Origin of the sequence: Stenotrophomonas maltophilia (assembly GCF_004920835.1) — a bacterium.
Lineage (GTDB): Bacteria > Pseudomonadota > Gammaproteobacteria > Xanthomonadales > Xanthomonadaceae > Stenotrophomonas > Stenotrophomonas maltophilia_AQ.
This window is the reverse complement of record NZ_QFHO01000006.1, coordinates 1-22,555: the sequence shown is the minus strand read 5'-3', so window position 1 is coordinate 22,555 and position 22,555 is coordinate 1. Positions and strand designations below refer to the sequence as shown.

Annotated in this window: 18 protein-coding genes; 10 read left to right on the top strand and 8 right to left on the bottom strand. The window is 67.1% G+C overall.

The window, feature by feature from the left end; all coding sequences use genetic code 11:
• Positions 1-113: 113 nt before the first annotated feature.
• Together lepB and DI041_RS06365 are read left to right on the top strand one after the other, a co-directional pair.
• A complete protein-coding gene (gene lepB / locus DI041_RS06370; protein ID WP_136640087.1) occupies positions 114-740 on the top strand; it encodes a signal peptidase I in 627 nt (208 codons plus the stop codon).
• 124 nt (positions 741-864) lie between these two features.
• Positions 865-2,121 (top strand): MFS transporter, encoded by a 1,257-nt coding sequence (locus DI041_RS06365; RefSeq protein ID WP_136640086.1) that lies wholly within the window; start codon positions 865-867, stop codon positions 2,119-2,121.
• A gap of 117 nt (positions 2,122-2,238) precedes the next feature.
• Here DI041_RS06365 and DI041_RS06360 read toward each other — a convergent pair whose 3' ends face one another.
• Positions 2,239-3,147 carry a LysR family transcriptional regulator gene (locus DI041_RS06360; RefSeq protein WP_014645561.1) on the bottom strand — a complete coding sequence of 303 codons (909 nt, stop codon included), beginning with the start codon at positions 3,145-3,147 and terminating at the stop codon, positions 2,239-2,241.
• 330 nt (positions 3,148-3,477) lie between these two features.
• Positions 3,478-4,446, bottom strand: a complete 969-nt coding sequence (locus DI041_RS06355) for a LysR family transcriptional regulator (protein ID WP_065724111.1) — start codon at positions 4,444-4,446, stop codon at positions 3,478-3,480.
• A 110-nt stretch (positions 4,447-4,556) separates the two neighbouring features.
• Between DI041_RS06355 and aceB the strand changes: the two genes are divergently transcribed.
• The 4 genes from aceB to DI041_RS06335 all read left to right on the top strand — a co-directional run bounded on the left by aceB (position 4,557) and on the right by DI041_RS06335 (position 11,541).
• Positions 4,557-6,179, top strand: coding sequence for a malate synthase A (gene aceB, locus DI041_RS06350; RefSeq protein ID WP_136640132.1), 1,623 nt, complete (start codon positions 4,557-4,559; stop codon positions 6,177-6,179).
• Positions 6,180-6,243: 64 nt separating this feature from the next.
• Complete coding sequence (gene aceA / locus DI041_RS06345; protein WP_004153647.1) at positions 6,244-7,545, top strand: isocitrate lyase; 1,302 nt, start codon at positions 6,244-6,246, stop codon at positions 7,543-7,545.
• 420 nt (positions 7,546-7,965) lie between these two features.
• A complete protein-coding gene (locus tag DI041_RS06340; RefSeq protein ID WP_046984329.1) occupies positions 7,966-9,009 on the top strand; it encodes a GGDEF domain-containing protein in 1,044 nt (347 codons plus the stop codon).
• A gap of 42 nt (positions 9,010-9,051) precedes the next feature.
• Positions 9,052-11,541, top strand: coding sequence for a putative peptide modification system cyclase (locus DI041_RS06335; RefSeq protein ID WP_136639971.1), 2,490 nt, complete (start codon positions 9,052-9,054; stop codon positions 11,539-11,541).
• A gap of 4 nt (positions 11,542-11,545) precedes the next feature.
• Here DI041_RS06335 and DI041_RS06330 read toward each other — a convergent pair whose 3' ends face one another.
• Positions 11,546-11,833 carry an NHLP-related RiPP peptide gene (locus tag DI041_RS06330; protein WP_136639972.1) on the bottom strand — a complete coding sequence of 96 codons (288 nt, stop codon included), beginning with the start codon at positions 11,831-11,833 and terminating at the stop codon, positions 11,546-11,548.
• A gap of 119 nt (positions 11,834-11,952) precedes the next feature.
• Here DI041_RS06330 and DI041_RS06325 point away from each other — a divergent pair, with 119 nt between their 5' ends.
• Positions 11,953-13,149 (top strand): putative peptide maturation dehydrogenase, encoded by a 1,197-nt coding sequence (locus DI041_RS06325; RefSeq protein WP_136639973.1) that lies wholly within the window; start codon positions 11,953-11,955, stop codon positions 13,147-13,149.
• Positions 13,150-13,167: 18 nt separating this feature from the next.
• On the opposite strand, the gene DI041_RS06320 is transcribed toward DI041_RS06325, so the two are convergent.
• The 3 genes from DI041_RS06320 to DI041_RS06310 are packed head-to-tail and all read right to left on the bottom strand — an operon-like array spanning position 13,168 to position 17,961.
• Complete coding sequence (locus DI041_RS06320) at positions 13,168-15,168, bottom strand: acetyl/propionyl/methylcrotonyl-CoA carboxylase subunit alpha (RefSeq protein ID WP_430543789.1); 2,001 nt, start codon at positions 15,166-15,168, stop codon at positions 13,168-13,170.
• Between the two features lie 8 nt (positions 15,169-15,176).
• The gene (locus DI041_RS06315) at positions 15,177-16,787 is read right to left on the bottom strand and encodes a carboxyl transferase domain-containing protein (RefSeq protein WP_136639975.1); all 1,611 of its coding nucleotides are present in this window, start codon (positions 16,785-16,787) and stop codon (positions 15,177-15,179) included.
• A gap of 10 nt (positions 16,788-16,797) precedes the next feature.
• Complete coding sequence (locus DI041_RS06310; protein ID WP_136639976.1) at positions 16,798-17,961, bottom strand: isovaleryl-CoA dehydrogenase; 1,164 nt, start codon at positions 17,959-17,961, stop codon at positions 16,798-16,800.
• Positions 17,962-18,120: 159 nt separating this feature from the next.
• Here DI041_RS06310 and DI041_RS06305 point away from each other — a divergent pair, with 159 nt between their 5' ends.
• From DI041_RS06305 to DI041_RS06295, 3 genes are all read left to right on the top strand, one after another.
• Entirely contained in the window at positions 18,121-18,729 is a 609-nt protein-coding gene (locus DI041_RS06305) for a TetR/AcrR family transcriptional regulator (protein WP_025875794.1), read from the top strand.
• Positions 18,730-18,934: 205 nt separating this feature from the next.
• A complete protein-coding gene (locus DI041_RS06300; RefSeq protein ID WP_025875793.1) occupies positions 18,935-19,453 on the top strand; it encodes a c-type cytochrome in 519 nt (172 codons plus the stop codon).
• A 201-nt stretch (positions 19,454-19,654) separates the two neighbouring features.
• Entirely contained in the window at positions 19,655-21,094 is a 1,440-nt protein-coding gene (locus DI041_RS06295) for an ExeM/NucH family extracellular endonuclease (RefSeq protein WP_136639977.1), read from the top strand.
• A 48-nt stretch (positions 21,095-21,142) separates the two neighbouring features.
• On the opposite strand, the gene DI041_RS06290 is transcribed toward DI041_RS06295, so the two are convergent.
• Together DI041_RS06290 and DI041_RS06285 are read right to left on the bottom strand one after the other, a co-directional pair.
• Positions 21,143-21,520, bottom strand: coding sequence for a DUF3011 domain-containing protein (locus tag DI041_RS06290; RefSeq protein WP_136639978.1), 378 nt, complete (start codon positions 21,518-21,520; stop codon positions 21,143-21,145).
• A gap of 156 nt (positions 21,521-21,676) precedes the next feature.
• Complete coding sequence (locus DI041_RS06285) at positions 21,677-22,534, bottom strand: EamA family transporter (RefSeq protein ID WP_136639979.1); 858 nt, start codon at positions 22,532-22,534, stop codon at positions 21,677-21,679.
• Positions 22,535-22,555: the final 21 nt, after the last annotated feature.

Here is a 22,555-nt window from a genome sequence, read left to right as displayed (position 1 = left end):
GGCGGCGTGTTGGAACGGCCACGCTGCGCGCTCGCCGGGCGTGGCCCGGCGCTAACGGAACCTCCTGCGCCCGGATGTGGTCTGATGCAGCTACCAATCACCCGGAGCCTGTCATGGATGCTGTTGCCCGTCCCCCGTTTTCCGAACGCGCACTTGCCTGGTTGAAGAAGGAGGCGCTGCCGTTGCTGGTGATGCTGGGTCTGCTCGCCGCCGCCCGCGATACCCTCGCCAACCACTACGTGGTGCCCAGCGGCTCGATGCAGCCGACCCTGCAGCCCGGCGACCGGGTGGTGGTGGACATGCGGGCCTATGGCCTGCGCCTGCCGTTCACCGGCAAGGAACTGATGTCCACCGGCGTTCCGCAGCGCGGTGAAGTGGCGGTGTTCGATTCACCGGCCGACGGCACCCGCCTGATCAAGCGCGTGGCTGCAGTGGCCGGTGATCACGTGCAGCTGCGCGACGGCCATCTGAGCATCAACGGCCAGCCGCTGCAGATTGCCGACCTGCAGGACGTGGAAGCCTTCGGCGACCGCCATGCCAGCCTCGACCTGGACATGGGCGGCGGCCCGGACATCGCCGACCTGGTGGTGCCGGACGGCAAGGTGCTGGTGCTGGGTGACCACCGTGGCAACAGCTTCGATGGCCGCTTCTTCGGCTTTGTCGACGCCGACAAGGTCTACGGCCGCGCCGTGGCGGTGTATTACCGCCGAGGCGCTGGCTTCGAGTGGCAGCGCCTGTAAGCTGAATTGATACTTCCTGTGTATCAATCCTGACCTATCAGGTTATGGATCGACTGGATGGGCGGGCCTAGTCTGAGGCCCGTTCCCTCCCACGCCCGGCCGTCCCCACCGGCCCTTCGATTCCATGACTGGCGAAACCACGGCGGCCGTCGAGCACCGCCTACACACCGTCGACTCCGACGCCGAGACCCGCATCCAGCAGGGCACACCGGCTTTCCGCCGCAGCGCGCTGGCGCTGTTCCTGGCCGGCTTCTCCACCTTCGGCCTGCTGTACACGGTGCAGCCGCTGCTGCCCGAGTTCAGCCGCCACTTCGGCGTGTCCGCCGCCGGCAGCGCGATGTCGCTGTCGCTGACCACCGGCACGCTGGCGGTGGCAATGCTGCTGGCCGGCCTGCTGTCCGACGCGGTCGGCCGTCGCCCGTTGATGATCGCTGCGTTGCTGGCCTCGGCCATGCTGTCGCTGAGCACTGCGCTGGTGGACGACTGGACCACGCTGCTGGTGCTGCGCACCCTGCTTGGCCTGGCGCTGAGCGGCGTGCCGGCAGTGGCGATGACCTACCTGGTCGAGGAAATGGACAGCCGCGCGCTGGGCCTGGCGATGGGCCTGTACATCGGCGGCAATGCCATTGGTGGCATGAGCGGGCGCCTGCTGGCCGGCATCATCGCTGACCACTGGGGCTGGCGCTGGGGCATCGGTGTGGTCTCGATCATCGCAGTGGCCAGCACCGTGCTGCTGTGGCTGCAGCTGCCGCCGTCGCGCCACTTCCATCCCCGCCGTGATGGCCTGCGCCAGTTGCCGTCGCGCTGGCGCACGCTGTTCGCCGACCCGGGCCTGCCGTGGCTGTTCGCTACCTCGTTCGTGCTGATGGGTGTGTTCGTCACCCTCTACAACTATCTGGGCTACCACCTGCTGGCGCCGCCGTACCACCTCAGCCAGACCGTGGTCGGACTGATCTTCAGCGTGTATCTGGTGGGTACCTTCAGTTCGGCATGGATGGGGCAGCAGGCCACGCGCTACGGACGCGGCCGCATCCTGTCGATCTCGTTCGCACTGATCGGTGCCGGCATCGTGCTGCTGGCGATGCCATGGCTGAGCACGATGGCGCTGGGCATCGCGCTGGTGACCTTCGGCTTCTTCGGTGGCCACTCGGTGGCCAGCAGCTGGGTTGGCAGCCGTGCCGGTGCGATGCGCGCGGAAGCCTCAGCGCTGTACCTGTTTGCCTACTACCTCGGGTCCAGTGTGCTGGGCGGAGTCGGCGGCCTGGCCTATGCGGCCTGGGACTGGCTGGGCGTGTGCCTGTTCGCTGCCGTGCTGACTTTGATCGGTGGTGGCATCGTCTGGGCGCTGCAGCAGCGCACCCCGCAGCCGGTGACGGCGTGACCCAACGCGCGCTCCACTTGGGCGCGGCGCTGCTCTGGTAGATGCCGACCTTGGTCGGCGCTCTGGCAGGGGGGCCAACCAAGGTTGGCATCTACCAAAGCTGCATGGTCGGCCGTATCACCCCTCCGCGAACGCCCCGCGCAGCAGCCCAGCAAAATTGCGGATCAACGGCGTCACCCCCTCGCGATGCCACGCCAGCTGCACCTCCGAATGCGCGCCGGCGTCTGCAAGCGCCACGAAGCGCGCACCCTCCACGCGGATGTGGTCGCACGACGACGGCAGGATTGCCGCACCCAGCCCGGCGGCGGCCAGACTGATCAGCGTCGAAGCCTCACCGGCTTCCTGCACGATGCGTGGAGTGAAGCCGGCGGCGGCACACAACGCGATCATGTGGTCATGGATGCCGGCGCCGGCGCTGCGCCGGAATGCCACGAACGGTTCCTGCGCGAAGTCGCGCAGCGACAGCGTGCCCTGCTTCGACAGCCTGCGCAGGGCAGGGTGGTCGGCATGCACGATCAACGCCAGCGGATCGACGAACAGGCTGTGGGCCACCAGCTCCGGCGGCAACGCGCGCTTGCGGATGATGCCCACGTCCAGGCTGCCATCGAGCAGCGCATCGATCTGCTGCAGGGTGTTCATCTCGCTCAGCTGCAGTCGCACCTGCGGGTACTGCTGGCGGTAGCGCAGGATCGAACGCGGAATCTGCGGTGACAGCGGCGTGGCCCGGGTCAGGCCGATGCGCAACTCACCCTGCTCACCGCGCTGCGCGCGCTGCACCTCATCCACCGCCGTTTCCACCTGCTGCACGATGGCGCGTGCACGTTCCTGCAGCAGCTCACCGGCAGGCGTCAGTTGTACACGACGATGGCTGCGCACGAACAGGCGCGCACCGATCAGGTCCTCCAGCTGGCGGATCTGCTGGCTGAGCGGCGGCTGCGACATACCCAGCCGCTCCGCCGCCTGTCCGAAGTGCAGCGTATCGGCAACGGCGAGGAAGTAGCGCAGGTGGCGGAGTTCGATGGACATGGGTGCAGTCTATCCAGCCCGACGCCGGGAATCGTCATCCACGCATGGCGTGGACCAACCGTGTCGACTAAGGTCGACACCCACCAGGAGCAGGCCATGCCGTTCCGACAGATCGCGGGAATCTGTCAGAGGTGGGGAGGTGTGGGTGGGCAGGACCGTTGGCGCCATGGATGGCGCCATCGAGCCCCCAAGGACGGGTTTACGGCGTGTCCTGCCCACCCACACCGCCCCGCCATCCCACGGAATCCCCGCTGTTGCCTTTGACGTTGCCGTTGCCTCTGCCGTTACCGTTGATTCGGCAGGTGCAGGGCGCAGCCCTGCCGCACACCCTCACCGCTCCGAATGCCCGCTCTGGTCGTAATCGCGCGGACTGAACAACTCCGGCTGGATCAGCTCGATGAACGCCCGCGCCTGCGCCGACAACGCCTTGCCACGCCGCACGATCACCCCGTAACTGCGTTCGGGGAACCAGCGTTTCATCGAACGCGCCGCCAACCGCTCGCGGTCAGCCTCGTTCAGGCACAGCGCCGGCACGATGGAAATGCCCATGCCCATCGCCACGTACTGCTTGATCACCTCCCAGCCGCCCACCTCCAGCGCGACCGTGTACGCGATGCGGTGGCGCTGGAACACCTGGTCGACCAGCCGGTAGGTGATCTGCCGCTTCGGCGGCAGCACCAGCGGGTAGCGCGCGATGTCGGCCAGCTCCAGCTCGCCGCCACTGGCCAGCGGATGGTCGTGCGGGGCGATCAGGACCTGCTCGAAGCGGTAGGCCGGGGCATAGCTGAGGTCGGCCGGTACATCGGTCATCGAACCGATCGCCAGGTCGGCGGCGTCCTCGCGCAGCAGGTCGGTGCCGTCGGCGCTGATCGCGTTGTGCAGGGTCAGGCGCACGTCCGGATGATGCAGGCGGAAGCGTTCGACGATCTTCGGCAGCAGGTACAGGATGGTCGAGCTGTTGGCGGCGATGTTCAGCTCGCCCGCGTCCAGGCCACGCACCTTGTCGCGGAAGCGCGCCTCCAGCCCGTCCAGGCTCTCCACCAGTGGCTGCGCCATCTCATACAGCAGCTGGCCCTCGCGGCTGGGTACGAGGCGCCGCCCGCTGCGCTCGAACAACGGCACCCCCAGCTCCCGTTCCAGCGCCTGAAGCTGCAGGCTGATCGCAGGCTGGCTGACGAAAAGTGCCTCAGCGGCCCGTGAGACAGACCCCAGGCGTACGGTCTGGCAGAACGCGCGCAGCGGCTTCAGCCGGTCGGATTTGTAGGAAAAACGCGGACTTGTCGGGGGGCGTGTGGTCATCGCGTCACAAGTATTAGCATAATTTATGTAGAACATTGCAAAAACTGTTTTGCCAAATACTCGGCCCCGACGGCACCGTGGAGACGTTCCCCCACCGCTGGAGTCGCCTCATGTCCGCCGTCGCTTCCGCTGTTCCCACCCCCGCCGCCAAGGCCACCCCCGGCATCGCCCTGGCGACCCGCGTGGCCGGCCAGGACACCCTGCTGCCGGCGCCGCTGCTGGCCCTGCTGGTGTCCCTGCACCGTGCGGTGGAACCGGGCCGGCAGGCACGGCTGCAGGCGCGCCGCGAGCGCCAGGCGTTCTTCGACCAGGGCGGCCTGCCGGACTTCCGCGAAGACACCGCCGCGATCCGCAGCGGCGACTGGCGCGTTGCCCCGCTGCCGGACGCGCTGCAGGACCGCCGTGTCGAGATCACCGGCCCGACCGACCCGAAGATGGTCATCAACGCGCTGAACTCCGGCGCCAAGGTGTTCATGGCTGACTTCGAGGACTCGACCTCGCCGACCTGGCGCAACCTGCTGGCGGGTCAGCAGTCGCTGGCTGCCGCAGTGCGTGGCGATCTCGAATACACCGCACCCAATGGAAAGCACTACGCCCTGCGCCCGTACGACGAGCAGGCGGTGCTGATCGTGCGCCCGCGCGGCTGGCACCTGGACGAGAAGCACGTGCGCATCGATGGCCAGTTCATTGCCGGCGGCCTGTTCGATGCGGCGGTGTTCGCCTTCCACAACGCCCGCACCCTGCAGGCCAAGGATCGCGGCCCGTACTTCTACCTGCCCAAGCTGCAGAGCATGGAAGAGGCGGGGTTGTGGGAGACCGCGCTGTCGCACATCGAAGGCATGCTCGGCCTGCCGCACGGCCAGATCAAAGTGACCGTGCTGATCGAAACGCTGCCGGCGGTGTTCGAGATGGACGAGATCCTGCACGCGCTGCGTGATCGCATCGTCGGCCTGAACTGCGGGCGCTGGGATTACATCTTTTCGTACCTGAAGACCTTCCGCCGCCACGCCGATCGCGTGCTGCCCGAGCGCGGCCAGGTGACCATGACCCAGCCGTTCCTGAAGGCGTATTCGGAACTGCTGATCCAGACCTGCCATCGCCGTGGTGCGCATGCGATGGGCGGCATGGCCGCGCAGATTCCGATCAACAACGATGCCGCCGCCAACGAACAGGCGATGGCACGCGTGCGCGCCGACAAGCTGCGCGAAGTGAGCGCTGGCCACGATGGCACGTGGGTCGCCCATCCGGCGCTGATTCCGGTGGCGATGGCGATCTTCGACGAGCACATGCCAACGCCCAACCAGCACCACGTGCTGCGCCAGGATGTGCGCGTGGGTCGCGATGAACTGATCGCGCGGCCGCCGGGCACGATCACCCGCGCTGGCTTCGAAGGCAACGTGGAAGTCTGCGTGCGCTATCTGGCGGCGTGGCTGGATGGCAACGGCTGCGTGCCGATCCACCACCTGATGGAGGATGCGGCCACCGCCGAGATCAGCCGCAGCCAGCTGTGGCAGTGGCTGCATACGCCGGGCCAGCAACTGGACGATGGCACTGCGATCGACCCGGCGCTGCTGGATTCCACCCTTTCGCAGCTGCCGGCAAGGATGGGCGATACCAGCGCGCTGCCCGGTGGCGCACGCATCGGCGAGGCCATCGCCCTGCTCGGCGAACTGAGCCGCAGCGAAGAACTGACCGATTTCCTGACCCTGCCGGCCTACGCGCGCATCGACTGATTGCCGCCCGCGTATCCCGCCGTTTCCCTCCCCGCTGCACGCACGAACCGAACTGGAGAAAGACATGAGCAAGCTGCCCACTGCCGAACAGATCCAGCACGACTGGGATACCAACCCGCGCTGGGAAGGCATCCAGCGCAACTACAGCGCCGCCGACGTGGTGCGCCTGCGCGGCACCGTCCACATCGAGCACTCGCTGGCCCGCCTGGGTGCGGAGAAGCTGTGGGCGTCGCTGCATGAGCGCGAGTTCGTCAACGCGCTGGGTGCACTGACCGGCAACCAGGCCATGCAGCAGGTCAAGGCGGGCCTGAAGGCGATCTACCTGTCCGGTTGGCAGGTGGCGGCCGACGCCAACCTGGCCGGTCAGATGTATCCGGACCAGTCGCTGTACCCGGCCGATTCGGTGCCGGCGGTGGTCAAGCGCATCAACAACACGCTGCTGCGCGCCGACCAGCTGCACCACGCTGAGGGCAAGGACGACATCGACTTCCTGCAGCCGATCGTGGCCGATGCCGAAGCCGGTTTCGGTGGCGTGCTCAATGCGTTCGAGCTGATGAAGGCGATGATCGAAGCCGGCGCCGCTGGCGTGCACTTCGAAGATCAGCTGGCCTCGGTGAAGAAGTGCGGCCACATGGGCGGCAAGGTGCTGGTGCCGACCCGCGAGGCGATAGAAAAGCTCAACGCTGCGCGCCTGGCCGCGGACGTGCTGGGCGTGCCGACCCTGCTGGTGGCGCGTACCGATGCCGAGGCTGCCGATCTGCTGACCAGCGACATCGACGGCAACGACAAGCCCTTCGCTACCGGCGAACGCACCGTCGAGGGCTTCTACAAGACCCGCAATGGCCTGGACCAGGCGATCAGCCGCGGCCTGGCCTATGCGCCCTATGCCGACCTGGTGTGGTGCGAGACCGGCAAGCCGGATCTGGAATTCGCTCGGAAATTCGCGGAGGCAATCCATGCGAAGTTCCCAGGCAAGCTGCTGGCCTACAACTGCTCGCCCAGCTTCAACTGGAAGAAGAACCTGGATGACGCCACCATCGCCAAGTTCCAGCGTGAACTGGGCAGCTACGGCTACAAGTTCCAGTTCATCACCCTGGCCGGTTTCCATGCGCTGAACTACGGGATGTTCAACCTGGCCCATGGCTACGCGCGTCGGCAGATGAGCGCGTTCGTGGAACTGCAGGAAGCCGAGTTCGAAGCGGCCGAGCGCGGCTTCACCGCAGTCAAGCACCAGCGTGAGGTCGGCACCGGCTACTTCGATGCGGTGACCCAGGCGATCCAGCAGGGCCAGTCGTCGACCACCGCGCTGACCGGCTCGACCGAGGAAGAGCAGTTCCACGGCGGGCGCAGCGAACGCGCGGCGTGATGCGGTAGTGCCGGCCGCTGGCCGGCAACCACGCGATCCTCCGGGCACCACGGGGAAGCCGGCCAGCGGCCAGGCTCTACCGAAGCCTGGAGATCCGATCAGGGTGGCCAGGGAAGGGCCAGACAACGCCGGCCGGTCGGGGGACCTGCCGGCGTTGTTGTATCGATGCAAAGGCGTGGTCAGCAAGCAGCGTCAATCAGGCGCACCCCCGCGTACCGGCAACTTGGCCGAAAGCCTGTGAAGAGTGCCATCGGGTTGATCCAGCAGGACTTTTGCCCGGACACCCGTGACCAGAACGGCCACCACGCATCCTCACATCAGGCAAGATCGCCGGGGCATTAAAAATGAGATAGGGCGCACACTTTAAAGCGGTGCTATGCTCCGCGGCTCACCAGGGGACGCTGGCGGCGGGTGCAGGGAATGACCGGCAGGGGTGCGGCCGAGAACAGTGATGTGACGTCAGGTATCGCCCGGGTGGCGATGGCCGAGATCGTGCACGCGCTGCTTTCCGCTGCCGAGGTTGCATTGTTTGCCAGATTTGCCCGCCCATGCAAGCTTCATGCCGGACAGTGGTTGTTCCAGCGTGGCCATCGCGGCGAACGGATGTATGTGATCCTCCAGGGCCAGATCGAACTGGACTTCGGCGAGGACCTGGTGATCAAGACGCTCGGCCAGCATGAGTTCTTCGGTGAGCTTGGCCTGCTGGTCGGCGATCACCTGCGCAGCGCCAGTGCACGCGCGCTGGCCGACTGTGAAGTGCTGGAGCTGGGCCCGGCTGACTTCCATCGCCTGGTGGAATCCGATCCCGGCCTGGTCGCCTACTTCCTGCGCCGCACGATCATGCGCGTGCTGACCAACGAGCAGGCCCTGATCAGCCAGCTGCGCCGGCGCAACCACGATCTGGAAACCGCGCTGGACAACCTGTACATCACCACACACCAGTTGACCCACACCCGTGAACTGGTGCGTACCGATGAACTGACCGGGCTGCACAACCGTCGCGGCCTCACCCTGTACCTGCAGGAGTGCCGCGCCGATGGTGACGGGTTGCCGCAGGCACTGCTGCTGATCGACTGCGACCGCTTCAAGCAGATCAATGATCGTCACGGCCACCAGGCCGGCGACCGAGTGCTGCAGAGCATGGGCAACATCCTGCGCTCGATGGCCGGTGAGCAGGACCTGGCCTGCCGCCTCGGCGGCGATGAGTTCTGCCTGATCCTGCGCCGTGGCAACCATGAGATCGTGCAGCACGCGGCCGAGTTCATCCTCAGCGCGGTGCATGGCCTGCTCGAACGCAGTCATGGCACGCCGCATGTCAGCCTGGTCAGCATCGGTGCCAGCCTGCTGGTGCCGGAGGCAGGCTGGAGCGAGTGGTATGCCTGTGCGGATCGTGCGCTGTACCAGGCCAAGCGCGATGGCGGCAACTGCCTGCGCTGGGGCGGCGACTCCGAAAACGGACAATGAGCAGCAGAGGTGGCAATGGACGGCATTCCGGATTTCCTCCCGATGCAGAGTTCGCAAGTGCGGACCCTGCTGTTCACCGATCTGTGCGATTCGCTGCAGCTGGTCGAGCGGATCGGTGACGTTGCCGCCGCTGAGCTGTTCCAGCAGCATGACCGTCTGGTGCTGGGCCTGCAGCAGCGCTGGAACGGCCAGCTGATCGATCGCTCTGACGGATTGTTCATCCTGTTCGAACGTCCCATCGATGGCATCGGCTTTGCCCTTTCCTACCAGAACGCCGTTGATGCACTGGGGCGTGAACGTGGCGTCGTCCTGCGTGCACGCGCCGGCCTGCACGTGGGTGACGTGCTGCTGTGGAACAACAGTGCCGAGGCCGTTGCTCACGGCGCAAAGCCGGTGGAGGTGGAAGGCCTGGCCAAGCCCATGGCTGCGCGCCTGATGCAGCTGGCGTGGCCTGGACAGGTCCTGCTGTCTTCGGCTGCCGAACAGATGGCGCGTCGGGCAGCCAGCGAACTGCCCTGGGCGGCCGATGAGCTGCGCTGGAAGGATCACGGCTGCTGGCGCTTCAAGGGCATCGGCGAACGCCAGGAAGTCTTCGAGGTGGGACTGCGTGGCAGCGCCCCGCTACGTCGCCCGCGCTCGGGCGAAAAAGCGTGGCGGGATCTGCCGCTGTGGCGTCGCCCAGCCGCGCTGGTGACCGAGGCGGCGCTCATGCTGGCGCTATGCGGAGTGCTGTGGACACTGTTTCGGCCGGCACCGGCCATCGCCTTCGCCGAACGCGATTGGGTGATCGTGGCGGCGGTGCACAACGCCACGGCTTATCCGCAGCTGGACAGCAGCCTGGAGCAGGCGCTGTATATCAGCCTGGGACAGTCGCGCTTCGTCAACATCCTCAGCGAGCTGAAGGTGCGTGACACGCTGCAGCTGATGCAGCGCCCTCCGCAGGCGCGGCTGGACCGCAGGCTGGCCATCGAGGTCGCGCTGCGTGACGGAGTTCGTGCGGTATTGATCCCCAGCGTGCTGGAGCTCAACGGCAAAGTGCGGGTCAGTGTCGAAGTCGTGGATCCGCGTAGTGGACAGACCGTTTACACGCGCTTTGCCGACGGCCGCGGGCTGGACTCGATCCTCGCCTCGACCGATCACGTGGTTGCGGCGTTGCGTACCGACCTTGGCGAAGCGCTTCGTGACGTCGGCGCTGACCAGCGACCGTTGCCTACCGTGGCTACCGCCAATCTGGACGCACTGCATGCGTATGCCAAGGGCGTGGATGCAACGGCTGCGGCGCGCTACGACGATGCGTTGATGTTCTTCGAGCAGGCAACCCGGCTGGATCCTGCCTTTGCCTTCGCCTACGTCGGGCAGATGAACATCCAGCACGCCAAGGGCAACCTGGAGCAGGCCGCGGCGCTGTACCACAAGGCGGTCAGCCAGCGTACGCACCTGACCGCGCGCGACCAGCTCTATCTCGATGCCTGGGCGGCCGATTTCGAAGGTGCACCGCCTGCACGCATCGCTGACAAATGGCGCATGCTGACCGAGTTGTACCCGGACGACCCGGCCGGCTGGATGAACTACGCGCTGGTGCTGTTCGCGCAGGGGGACTATGACGGCGCCCTGGCAGCTGCCCAGCCATTGCTTGGCCGCCAGCACTCGCGTCGTGCATTGGTGCTGGCGTTCGTCGCACGGATCCAGCTGGCACGCGGAGAGACGGGCGCCGCAGATGCCGCGCTGCGGGGCGCCCGGCTGCATCCGGGCTGGAATGGCGATGGCATGGAGCCGGTGCTGGCAGCACTGACCGGTGATTTCGCTGCAGCCAACGCCAGTTTCGAAGCCATGGCACCGCTCGGGCTTGGCACGCGCATGGAGCGCGCGGCGGTGCTGGCCATGCAGGACCGCAGGACGGAGGCGGCCGCTGACATGCAACAGCTGGCGTCGCAATGCAGAACTCGCGGCGGCATGTGCGACATCCTGGCCCTGCAGGCACTGGCTTGGCGCGGACAAGCCGGTGCCCCGGCTGTGGAACAGCAGTACCAGCAGGTACTGGACCGGGCATTGGCGGCCATCGATCGCAGTCAGCCGGCGCCCGCGCGCCGCAACGCATTCATTGCCTTGGCGACGGCCTACCATGCCGTACGTGCCGGACAGGCGTCCGTGGTGGCCAATCGGCAGGACGCGCTGCAGGCCCTGCCGGAACGGGATGGTGATCCTCGCCTGCGCGAACTGTGGAACCTGCTGCAGGCGCGTATCGCATTCGACCAGGGCAAGTTGGCGCATGCGCAGTCACTGCTGGCCCAGCGACCCGATGCAAGCCTGTTCCAGTGGCGGGTGTTGCAGCTGGACCTGTTGCGTGCTCGCGGCGACCACGATGCTGCCGCTCGACAGGCGCATTGGCTGCAGCGTCATGCGGGCCTGGCCTTCGCCGAAAGCATCGGCGACTACGCGCTGCTGCCGCTGAACGTCATGGACGCACAGCGGCTTGCCCTCCAGAAGGGCACAACCCTCGCCGCTGGCACAGGCGCGCCGGTCGCACCCTGATCGATCAATCGTGCTTCAGGCCGGGCAGGCCGTCCTCGAACAGGAACGGCACGTTGAAGGCCGCGCGTGCGCTCAGCAGGCTGCTCATGCGCGAGGCCGCCTCGGCGAACTCCTGCTTGCCCCCCAGCGTCGCCAGCGGCGCGCGGCAGGCATGCACGGTAGCTTCGTCGGCACCCAGCGCCAGCAGGGCCTTGCCCGGGTCGGCACTGAAGGCTACGCGGAAGTCATCGTCGTGGGACAGGCGCTCCAGCAGCTGCTGGACGACGTCGGCGGAGAGGGGGGATGCAGACATGGGGCACTACCAGAAGGTGGAAAGTACAAGTATCGGCTGCCGTACAGGGGAGTTGATGGCCGCCTGCGGGCCGCGCGCTATCATCGTCGACCATGCAGGCCCTGGGATGACAGATCCACATGAATTTCCGCCGTTGCCTGATGATGATGGTGGAGCCGATCGAGCGCCCCAGGTTCGACCTGGCTGGCGTACTGGGTGGCGGTACCGGCGTTGATTTCGAGCGTTCGCTGCAGGTCCGTGCCGCGCACCTGCGGGAACCGCGTGTGATCGATGCAGCAAGCTGCATGTGGCTGCTTCAGTGCAGTGCAGAGCAATGGCAGCCGCTTCCTTCGGATCCGCAGGCGCGCGCTGATGTCCTGACGCTGCTGGAACTGGGGTTGCTGGTCAGCGATGATCCTGCCCACGCGCAGGCCTTGGCAATCGAGCAGCAGGTACGCGACAGTCACTGGTGGCCATTGTCGGCGCTGCACTACCAGCAGTCGTGCTGGGACGAGGTGGACAGCGTGCAGGACATGGAGCAGCACCAGCTGGTGACCGCACGCGATCTGGTGCGCAGCTACGGCAGTCCGCCGCCCGAGGCACCTCCGCGTATACATGGCGCGCGGGCACTGCCTTGCTACGAGGATGATCCGATGCAGCCGCAGCTGCAGGCACGGGCTACCTGCCGCAACTTCGATACCGGGCGTGCGCTGCCGTTGCCACTGCTGGCCCGCGTGCTGCAACAGGTGCTGATGGCACAGGCCGAGGTGGAAACCGATCCAGGTGTCCGGTTCCTGAAGAAGAACGTGCCTTCAGCCGGCAGCCTGCATCCGCTGGAGGCCTACTTACTGGTACGCAACGTGGAGGGAATGGCCCCGGGGCTGTATCACTACCATGCGGTGGCGCACGAGCTCGGCCGGCTGTCGGCACAGCCACAGGACCTGGAGTCGCTGTGCCAGCGCTTGCTGGCCGGGCAGCATTGGTTCGCCGATGCACACGTGCTGCTGGTGCTGGTGTGCCGCTTCGAGCGCAACTTCTGGAAGTATCGGAACCATGCCAAGGCCTACCGTGCCGTCACGCTGGATGCCGGCCATGTTTCACAGGCACTGTATGCGTCGGCCACCGCACTGGGCCTGGGCGCTTTTGTTACAGCGGCCATCAACGAAGCCGAGGCCGGGCGTGCATTTGGCCTGCAGCCGATGGCCGAAGGTGCGTTGGCGATCTGCGGGCTGGGCTGGCGCAGTGGCACAAAGACCACCGCGGAGCTGGACCCGGATGGCCACGTGTGGCCACGTTCGGACCCACGCGCGGGGGATGCCGACGCAGCCGGGCCCTAGGGCCCGGCGCGTCATCGTTCACGCCGCCTCGAAGTCCACCAGCACCGCGCCATCACCTACCTGGTCGCCGGCCTTGGCGCGGTAGCCCTTCACCGTGCCATCGGCCGGTGCCTGCAGGGTGTGCTCCATCTTCATCGCCTCCAGCACCACCAGCGGCGTACCGCGCTTGACCTCGGTACCGGCCGCGACCAGCGTGGCCACGATCTTGCCCGGCATCGGGGCCAGCAGGCTGCCGGCGTCGGCTACGGCAGTGTCCGATTCGCCCACCGGATCATGCAGGGTGAAGCGGTGCTGGCCATCGGCGCCGAACAGGTACAGCTGGTCGCCCTCGCGCAGCAGCTGCAACGTCCAGCGACGCTCGCCCAGCTGTACCGTCAGGCCCTGTGCATCGGCCGCACCGATCACCTGCACCGGTGCTGCGTCATCGCTCTGCACACGCCAGCCATCGGCCTGCGCCCATACCTTCAGCGTGTGCGTGCGTTCGCCCTGCTGCAGCGGCAGCACGCGCGGGGCGGAGGCACCAAGACGCCAGCCATCCTGCGCCTGCCACGGCGAATGCGGGTCGCGCGCATCGCTGCCGGCGCGCGCGGTAGTGGCCACAGCGGCAACCGCTGCCATCTGCCACAGCGCATCGTCGCTGTCGCCGAACGCGTTCAATGCCGCCTGTTCGCGTTCGATCAGCGCGGTATCCAGCTTCGCGTGCGCGAACGAATCGGTGTTCACCAGCCGACGCAGGAAGCCGGCATTGGTGGTCACGCCCACCACCTGGCAGTCGGCCAGGGCCTGGCTCATGCGGCGCAGGGCCGCCTCGCGATCGACGTCCCAGACGATCAGCTTGGCGATCATCGGATCGTAGTACGGGGTGATGCTGTCGCCTTCCTCCACGCCGGTATCCACGCGCACATGGGCCGACGCAATCGGCAGGCGCAGGCGGCGCAGGGTGCCGGTGGAGGGCAGGAAGCCACGGTCGGCGTCCTCGGCGTACAGGCGCGCTTCGATCGCATGGCCATGGATGGCCAGCTGCTCCTGGCGCAGCGGGAGCGGTTGGCCCGAGGCCACGCGCAGCTGCCACTCCACCAGATCGGTGCCAGTGATGTATTCGGTTACCGGGTGCTCGACCTGCAGGCGGGTGTTCATTTCCATGAAATAGAAATCGCCGTCCGGGCCGGCAATGAACTCCACCGTGCCCGCGCCCACGTATCCCACCGCGCGCGCGGCATCGACCGCGGCCTTGCCCATCGCGGCGCGGCGTTCGGCGCTCATGCCCGGTGCGGGCGCTTCTTCCAGCACCTTCTGGTGGCGGCGCTGCACCGAGCAGTCGCGCTCGAACAGGTAGACCGCATCGCCGTGGCTGTCGCCGAACACCTGGATCTCGATATGGCGCGGACGCTCGACGTACTTCTCGACCAGTACGTGGTCGTTACCGAACGCCGATGCCGCCTCACGCTGGCAGCTGGCCAGTGCATCGACGAAGTCCTCGCTGCGATCAACCTTGCGCATGCCCTTGCCACCGCCACCGGCGCTGGCCTTGATCAGCACCGGGTAGCCGATGCCGTCGGCCTGCGTGCGCAGGAAGTCCGGTTCCTGCTGGTCGCCGTGGTAGCCCGGCGTCAGCGGTACACCGGCCTTGGCCATCAGCGCCTTGGCCGCGCTCTTGTCGCCCATCGCGCGGATCGCGGTGGCCGGCGGGCCGATGAAGGTGATGCCGGCGGCGGCACAGGCATCTGCGAAATCGGCGTTCTCGGACAGGAAGCCGTAGCCGGGATGGATCGCCTGCGCCCCGCTGCGGCGTGCGGCGTCCAGCAACACGTCGCCGCGCAGGTAGCTCTCGCGCGCGGCCGCCGGGCCGATGTGGATGGCTTCGTCGGCCAGCCGCACGTGGCGCGCATTGCGGTCGGCATCGGAATACACCGCCACCGTGGCGATGCCCAGGCGGCGGCAGGTGGCGATGACGCGGCAGGCGATCTCGCCGCGGTTGGCGATCAGGACTTTGCTGAACATGGCAACAGACTCGGTCATGGCACGGGTTACATGCGGAACACGCCGAAGCGCGTCTGCTGCGGGGCGGCGTTGAGGCTGGCCGACAGCGCCAGGGCGAGCACGCGGCGGGTATCGACCGGATCGATCACACCGTCGTCCCACAGGCGCGCGCTGGCGTAGTACGGGTGTCCCTGCTGCTCGAACTGGTCGCGGATCGGTGCCTTGAAGGCGTCTTCCTCCGCTGCCGGCCACTGGCCGCCCTTGGCTTCGATGCCATCGCGCTTGACCGTGGCCAGCACGCTGGCGGCCTGCTCGCCGCCCATCACGCCGATACGCGCGTTCGGCCACATCCACAGGAAGTTGGGCGAGTACGCGCGGCCGCACATGCCGTAGTTGCCGGCGCCGAACGAACCACCGATCACCACGGTGAACTTGGGCACCTTGGCGCAGGCCACCGCCATCACCAGCTTGGCCCCGTCCTTGGCGATGCCGCCCTGTTCGTACTTGCGGCCAACCATGAAGCCGGTGATGTTCTGCAGGAACACCAGCGGAATGTTGCGCTGGGTGCACAGCTCGATGAAGTGCGCGCCCTTCAGTGCGGATTCGGAGAACAGGATGCCGTTGTTGGCGATGATGCCGATCGGGTAACCGTTCAGATGCGCAAAGCCGGTGACCAGCGTGGCGCCGTAGCGTGGCTTGAACTCATCGAAGCGCGAGCCATCGACCAGCCGTGCGATCACTTCGCGCACGTCGTAGGGCTTGCGCGTGTCGGCCGGAATCACCCCGTACAGCTCGTGTGCCGGCAGCAGCGGCTCTTCCGTTGCCTGCACCGCCATCGCCGGTTCCGGCTTGCGCCAGTTGAGCTGGGCGATGATCGCGCGCACCCGTGCCAGCGCCTGCAGATCGTTGTCGGCCATGTGGTCGGCCACGCCGGAAATGCGCGTGTGCACGTCGGCACCGCCCAGTTCCTCGGCCGTCACCACTTCACCGGTGGCGGCCTTCACCAGCGGCGGGCCGCCGAGGAAGATCGTGCCCTGTTCGCGCACGATCACGGTCTCGTCGCTCATTGCCGGTACGTAGGCACCGCCGGCGGTGCAGCTGCCCATCACGCAGGCGATCTGCGGGATGCCCTGCGCGGACAGGTTGGCCTGGTTGTAGAAGATGCGGCCGAAATGATCGCGGTCCGGGAACACCTCATCCTGCAGCGGCAGGAAGGCACCACCGGAATCGACCAGGTAGATGCACGGCAGGTGGTTCTGCTCGGCAATCTCCTGCGCGCGCAGGTGCTTCTTCACCGTCATCGGGTAGTAGGTGCCGCCCTTGACCGTGGCGTCGTTGGCCACGATCACGCATTCCACGCCGCTCACGCGGCCGATGCCGGCGACCACGCCCGCAGCAGGCACGGCATCGTCGTACATGCCATGCGCGGCCAGCGGCGCGATCTCAAGGAAGGCGCTGCCAGGGTCGAGCAGGGCGTCGATGCGGTCGCGCACCAGCAGCTTGCCGCGTGCGGTGTGCTTGGCACGCGCTGCTTCGCTGCCACCCAGCGCGGCGCGGGCGAGGGTGGCATGCAGGTCGTCAACCACGACCTGCATCGCCGCGCGGTTGCTTTCAAACGTTTCGCTGCCCGGTTGCAGCTGGCTGTTCAGGACGGTCATCGCGATAGCCTTACAGAGTGCGCTGGAACAGTTCGCGGCCGATCAGCATGCGGCGGATCTCAGAGGTGCCGGCGCCGATTTCATACAGCTTGGCGTCGCGCCACAGACGGCCGGTCGGGTACTCGTTGATGTAGCCGTTGCCGCCCAGGATCTGGATCGCCTGGCCGGTCAGCCAGGTGGCCTTTTCAGCGGCGTACAGAATGGCACCGGCGGCATCCTGGCGGGTGGTGCGGCCCTGGTCGCAGGCGCGCGCGACGGCGTACACATAGGCGCGACAGGCGCCCAGGCCCACGTACATGTCGGCGATCTTGGCCTGGATCAGCTGGAAGCTGCCGATCGCTTCACCGAACTGGTGGCGCTCATGCACGTACGGCATCACCACGTCCATGGCGGCGGCCATCAGGCCCAGCGGGCCACCGGACAGCACCACGCGCTCGTAGTCCAGGCCGGACATCAGCACACGCACGCCGCCGCCAACCTGACCCAGCACATTCTCTTCCGGTACTTCGCAATCCTGGAACACCAGCTCGCAGGTGGGCGAGGAACGCATGCCCAGCTTGTCCAGCTTCTGCGCGGTGGAGAAACCCTTCATGCCCTTCTCGACCAGGAACGCGGTGATGCCCTTGGCGCCTGCGTCCATGTCGGTCTTGGCGTAGACCACCAGCACGTCGGCGTCCGGGCCGTTGGTGATCCACATCTTGTTGCCGTTGAGCACGTAGCGGTCGCCGCGCTTGTCCGCGCGCAGCTTCATCGACACCACGTCCGAACCCGCACCCGGTTCGCTCATCGCCAGCGCGCCGACCTTGGCGCCGCTGCACAGGTCTGGCAGGAAGCGCTGCTTCTGCGCTTCGGTGCCGTTCTTGCGCAGCTGGTTCACGCACAGGTTCGAGTGCGCGCCGTAGGACAGGGCGATGCCGCCGGAGGCGCGTGAGATCTCTTCCATCGCCACCACGTGGGCCAGGTAACCCATGCCAGTGCCGCCGTATTCTTCTTCCACGGTCAGGCCCAGCAGGCCCTGTTCGCCCAACTTGGGCCATAGTGCCAACGGGAACTGGTTGGTTGCATCGGCCTCGGCCGCGAGCGGCGCGATCTCGGCAGCGGCAAAATGGGCCACGCTCTGGCGCAGCAGGTCGATATCTTCGCCGAGGTCGAAGTTCAGGGATGGCACGTGCATTGCGATGGCTCCACGAGGGAAGGTGGGGAATGGACGCACCCGGAAGGGGAAGCGGGCGGCCGTTCACAGCAGCGGCCCGCGCGGGCGATTGGAGCCCAGCGTAGCGGGGTTCGGGTAAGAAGTGAATACAAATTCAAAAATTGAAACCAGACTCAGAACATGGCCTACAAACGCTCAGCATTGATGGAAGAACGCCTGGCCGGGGCCCGTGAACGGATCCTGCTGGCCACCCGCGAACTGGTCGCCACCGGCGGCTGGCGCAACGCGCCGGTAACCGCCGTGGCCACCCAGGCCGGGGTCTCCACCGGCCTGATCTACCGCCACTTCCCGTCCAAGGCCGAGCTGTTCGTGGAAGTGCTCAACGCTGCCGTGGCCCATGAGGTGGCGATCATGGAACGCATCGCCAGTGCGCCGCAGCCGGCCAGCGTGCGCCTGCGCCAGGCCATCACCGCCTTCGTCCGCCGCGCCCTGGCCGGCCCGGGCCTGGCCCATGCCTTCATCGTCGAACCGGTGGACCCGGACGTGGAAGCCGAGCGCATGCGCGGCCGCCGTGCCTTCGGTGACGTGTTCCTGCGCCTGGTGGAAGAGGGCGTGGCGGCCGGTGAACTGCCGGCACAGGACGCGCACGCTGCCGCTGCCTGCCTGGTGGGTGCCTTCACCGAAGCGATGGTGGGCCCGACCGCACCCAGCCGCGAAGCGCACCGCGACGAGGACGCTCTGGTCGAGGCCATCTGCAGTTTCTGCCTGCGGGCTGTTGGCGCAGGGTGATGCCGCCGTTGCGGGTGCCGGGCGGCTTCTACCGCGCTTCGCGCTCGCCGGGCGCGGTCCGGCGCCACCCGCACGCGGCCACGGCCGCATGCTGCGCCGCACCAGCTGTGATGCCTGTTGTCGTGCGCGGCGTGCGTTCTATACTCGGCCCATCACGCAGTCGCTCAGCCGTGGTCCAACGACTATCAGCCAGGGGTAACGAAGAGTGCGGAATTACGATCTGGAGTTCCTGAAACGCTTCTCCATGGTGATCGCGCTGTTGATGGCCATCACCCTCGGTCTGATCCTGCTGGCCGCGTTCATCCACACCCGGATTCCGCCCGAGGTGTCGCCCACCGCCGCCAAACGCACTGAACAGCGCATCTCGCCCACTGGCGCGGTATACGCCGGCAGCACCGGCGCCGCCGCGCAGGCCGCGGCCAAGGCCGCAGCGCTGGCCAAGGCCGCCTCGCAGGTGGCCTACGGCGGTACCAAGGATGGCAAGGTGATCTTCGACAACCTGTGCACCGCCTGCCATACCACTGGCGTGGGCATGGCGCCGACGCTGGACCACTCGCACTGGGACAAGCGCCTGGCGCAGGGCAAGGACACCCTCTACAAGCACGCCATCGAGGGCTACACCGGCCCCGACGGCGGCATCATGCCGCCCAAGGGCGGCAACCCGGCGCTCACCGAGGAGCAGATCCACGCCACCGTGGACTGGATGCTGGGCAATCTGAAATAGCGGACGCCGCCGCGTCCACTGGTAGTGCCAGCCGCTGGCCGGCAGCCACGCATCGCATGAAGGTCATGAGGTTGCCGGCCAGCGGCCGGCACTACCCGGCTTTGCCCACCAAGGCCTGATCGCCCCTATGCCCCCGCTGCGCAGGCGGGGTTTCGCATTTCAGGGTTAGTCTGTGCGCCTCTTCCGTGGAGTCGTCTGTCGATGCGTCGCCGTTCCCTCGCCCTTGCACTGTCCCTGCTGATGCCGGCATCCGCTTTCGCCCAGGCCCAGCCACAGGTTGCGCCGACCTCGGCGCCTGCGCCACGCAGCGCAGCCACTGTCACCCTGGCCGCCGCGCCGGCCGACTGGCGTGCACTGGATGGGCAGCACGTGCGCATCGCCGCGCCGCTCACCCTGGCCGGAACCGATGGCCTGGAACGCTTCGGCCAGCTCACCGTCGCCTTCGATGGCCGCCTGTGGCAGCCGACCGAAGTGGCCGCGCCCGGCAGTGCCGGGATCGAACAGGTGATGGCCGACAACCAGCGCCGCCGCCTGCTGCTGGACGATGGCAGCGATGTGCGTGATCCGGCCAGCGTCGCCTACCTGCCGGGCAACCCGGTGCTGCGTACCGGCATGCAGCTGCGCAACGTGGAAGGCACCGTGCGCGTGGACGCGCAGGGCCGGCCCAGCCTGCAGGTGGATGGTGTACTGAAGCTGCCGGACCTGCAGCGCCCGGCCGTGCCCAGCGTGCCCGGCCGCCTGCACATCGCTGCGTTCAACCTGGAGAATTTCTTCAATGGTGACGGCAAGGGCGGTGGGTTCCCGACCCTGCGCGGCGCGCGCACGCTGGACGAGCACAAGGCGCAGGTCGGCAAGCTGGTGGCCACCGTCAACGCGCTGGGCGCCGACATCGCCGCGCTGATGGAACTGGAGAACGACGGCTACGGCCCGCAGTCGGCCATCGCCGAGCTGGTGGATGCGCTCAATGCCGGCCTCGCCGCAGACAAACAGTGGGCGTTCGTCGATGCCGGCCAAGGCCCCGGCAGCAATCCGATCCGCGTCGGCATCATCTACCGCAAGAGCGAATTCAAGCCGCTCGGCACGCCGCTGACCAAGCTCGACGGCCCCTTCGTCGAACACAGCCGTGCGCCGCTGGCACAGGCCTTCCAGGGCAAGGGTGCGCCGTTCATGGTGGTTGCCAACCACTTCAAGTCCAAGGGCTGCCGCGATGCCAGCGGCGCCGACGCCGACCGCAATGACGGGCAGGGCTGCTGGAACGCCACCCGCGTGGAATCGGCCAGGCAGCTCAACTCCTGGGTGCGGGCCGAAGCCGCGCGCCTGAAGGTGAAGGACGTGGTGCTGATGGGCGATTTCAACGCCTACGCCATGGAAGATCCGATCCGCACCCTGCACGACCTCGGCTGGCAGGATGCCTTCAAGGTGGCCAAGGTCGAACAGCCTTACAGCTACGTCTACAACGGCTACACCGGCCGCCTCGATCATGCGCTGCTCAGCCCGACCATGGCCAAGCGCCTCGCCGGCGCCGCTGAGTGGCACAGCAATGCCGACGAGCAGGACGCCAGCGGTTACCAGGGCCGCAACGTGCAGGGCCCGTGGCGCAGCTCCGATCACGACCCGCTGCTGCTGGGCTTCGATCGCTGAGTGGGTGCCCGGCCGGTCCCTGTGGGGGCCGGCCGGACGGCCCGCTGCTCATCGCCAGTAGTAGCGCTCGATGCGGAAGGTTGCACGGCAGCCGTTGTCGACCCAGATCGTGCCGCGGTCCACGCCCCAGTCGCGTCCCTGCAGGCAGGAGGCACGTGACTCGCGGTTGATCAGGTGCACGCTGTCCTTCTGTGAGACCTGTACCTGGCAATGCGCGCGACGCTGGTCGCGGCTGCTGCAGCTCACCACTTCCGAGCTTGAATCGCCGCGATGGGTTTGCATGGGGGGCGGATAGGCGGGATAGCGCGGATAGGCCGGTTCATGTGATGGATAGCTGATCCCGCCGCTGAAATCGGGATAACCTCCGATGCTGCTGCAACCGGTCAGGGTTGCGGCCAGCAGCATGAGAGCGCACACGTGTTTCATCACATTCTCTCCAGATGCAGGTCCGTTCGAGTCTAGGCAGCGGGATGCCCATCACGACGGAACTGCACTGTGAGCGGCGTCAACGTATCAATCGAAATGCGCAGCAGGATCGGAATCTTCTGCACCGGCTATCGGCAACGGCGCGAACTGTGCGCATCACCCCAGTGCGATCAGGGTGATCGCGACTACCGCCAGCGCCAGTCCGAGGCGGTTCCACCGGCTCATAGGCTCGCCGAAGGCGAATACGCCAACCAGCGCACCCAGCACCACCACGCCGATGTTCATGCCGGCGAACACGGTGGCCGGGCTGTCCGGCATCGACTGGTGCGCATGCACATAGAAAAGGATGTTGCCGCCGTTGAGCAGGCCCAGCAGTGCACCCGCACCCAGGTTGCGCCAGGCCAGGCGGCTGCGCCCACTGAAATGCCGCCATAACTGCAGCGCCAGCATCAGCACGAAGGCCACGCTGAAACTGGCCAGCACCGCCGCCATCGACGGCGTGCCCGACAGCGCCACCTGCTTGAGCAGCACATCCACCACCGCGAAGCCGGCCCATACGCCCAGCAGCCAGCCCCAGCCACCGGGCGAGGCCGCCACTGCCGGGCCGCGCGGACGCAGGCTGATGGCCACCATCGCCAGCAGGCCCAGGCCCAGCCCCACCAGCTTCCACGTACTGGCGCTCTGGCCGAAGAACAGGAACGCCGCCGCCAGCGACAGCAGCAGCGACAACCGCTGCGCCACATCACTGCGGACGATGCCGGCCACCGCCACCGCGCGGCCCAGCACCAGGAAGATCGAGGGCAGCACCACCGCCAGCGCCAGCAATGACAGCCACGGCGCATGCGGTCCGCGCAGTGCGTCCAGTGGCGGCTGCAGCACCACCGCCGTCATCGTCGCCGCCACCAGATAGTTCCAGGTGACCATCTGCGCAACATCCAGCTGGCGGCGGCTGGCCAGCTTCAACAACACCGAAACCAGCACACTGCAGATCACGGCCAAGGACAGGTAGAGCATGGGGCGGGCACAGGGCAGGGG

Coding starts and splice junctions, on each gene's coding strand:
- DI041_RS06310 (WP_136639976.1), bottom strand. CDS start 17,961: ATGCACGTGCCATCCCTGAACTTCGACCTCGGCGAAGATATCGACCTG.
- DI041_RS06315 (WP_136639975.1), bottom strand. CDS start 16,787: ATGACCGTCCTGAACAGCCAGCTGCAACCGGGCAGCGAAACGTTTGAA.
- DI041_RS06295 (WP_136639977.1), top strand. CDS start 19,655: ATGCGTCGCCGTTCCCTCGCCCTTGCACTGTCCCTGCTGATGCCGGCA.
- DI041_RS06365 (WP_136640086.1), top strand. CDS start 865: ATGACTGGCGAAACCACGGCGGCCGTCGAGCACCGCCTACACACCGTC.
- DI041_RS06355 (WP_065724111.1), bottom strand. CDS start 4,446: ATGACCACACGCCCCCCGACAAGTCCGCGTTTTTCCTACAAATCCGAC.
- DI041_RS06360 (WP_014645561.1), bottom strand. CDS start 3,147: ATGTCCATCGAACTCCGCCACCTGCGCTACTTCCTCGCCGTTGCCGAT.
- aceB (WP_136640132.1), top strand. CDS start 4,557: ATGTCCGCCGTCGCTTCCGCTGTTCCCACCCCCGCCGCCAAGGCCACC.
- lepB (WP_136640087.1), top strand. CDS start 114: ATGGATGCTGTTGCCCGTCCCCCGTTTTCCGAACGCGCACTTGCCTGG.
- DI041_RS06285 (WP_136639979.1), bottom strand. CDS start 22,534: ATGCTCTACCTGTCCTTGGCCGTGATCTGCAGTGTGCTGGTTTCGGTG.
- DI041_RS06340 (WP_046984329.1), top strand. CDS start 7,966: ATGACCGGCAGGGGTGCGGCCGAGAACAGTGATGTGACGTCAGGTATC.
- DI041_RS06305 (WP_025875794.1), top strand. CDS start 18,121: ATGGCCTACAAACGCTCAGCATTGATGGAAGAACGCCTGGCCGGGGCC.
- DI041_RS06335 (WP_136639971.1), top strand. CDS start 9,052: ATGCAGAGTTCGCAAGTGCGGACCCTGCTGTTCACCGATCTGTGCGAT.
- aceA (WP_004153647.1), top strand. CDS start 6,244: ATGAGCAAGCTGCCCACTGCCGAACAGATCCAGCACGACTGGGATACC.
- DI041_RS06325 (WP_136639973.1), top strand. CDS start 11,953: ATGAATTTCCGCCGTTGCCTGATGATGATGGTGGAGCCGATCGAGCGC.
- DI041_RS06330 (WP_136639972.1), bottom strand. CDS start 11,833: ATGTCTGCATCCCCCCTCTCCGCCGACGTCGTCCAGCAGCTGCTGGAG.
- DI041_RS06320 (WP_430543789.1), bottom strand. CDS start 15,168: ATGACCGAGTCTGTTGCCATGTTCAGCAAAGTCCTGATCGCCAACCGC.
- DI041_RS06290 (WP_136639978.1), bottom strand. CDS start 21,520: ATGAAACACGTGTGCGCTCTCATGCTGCTGGCCGCAACCCTGACCGGT.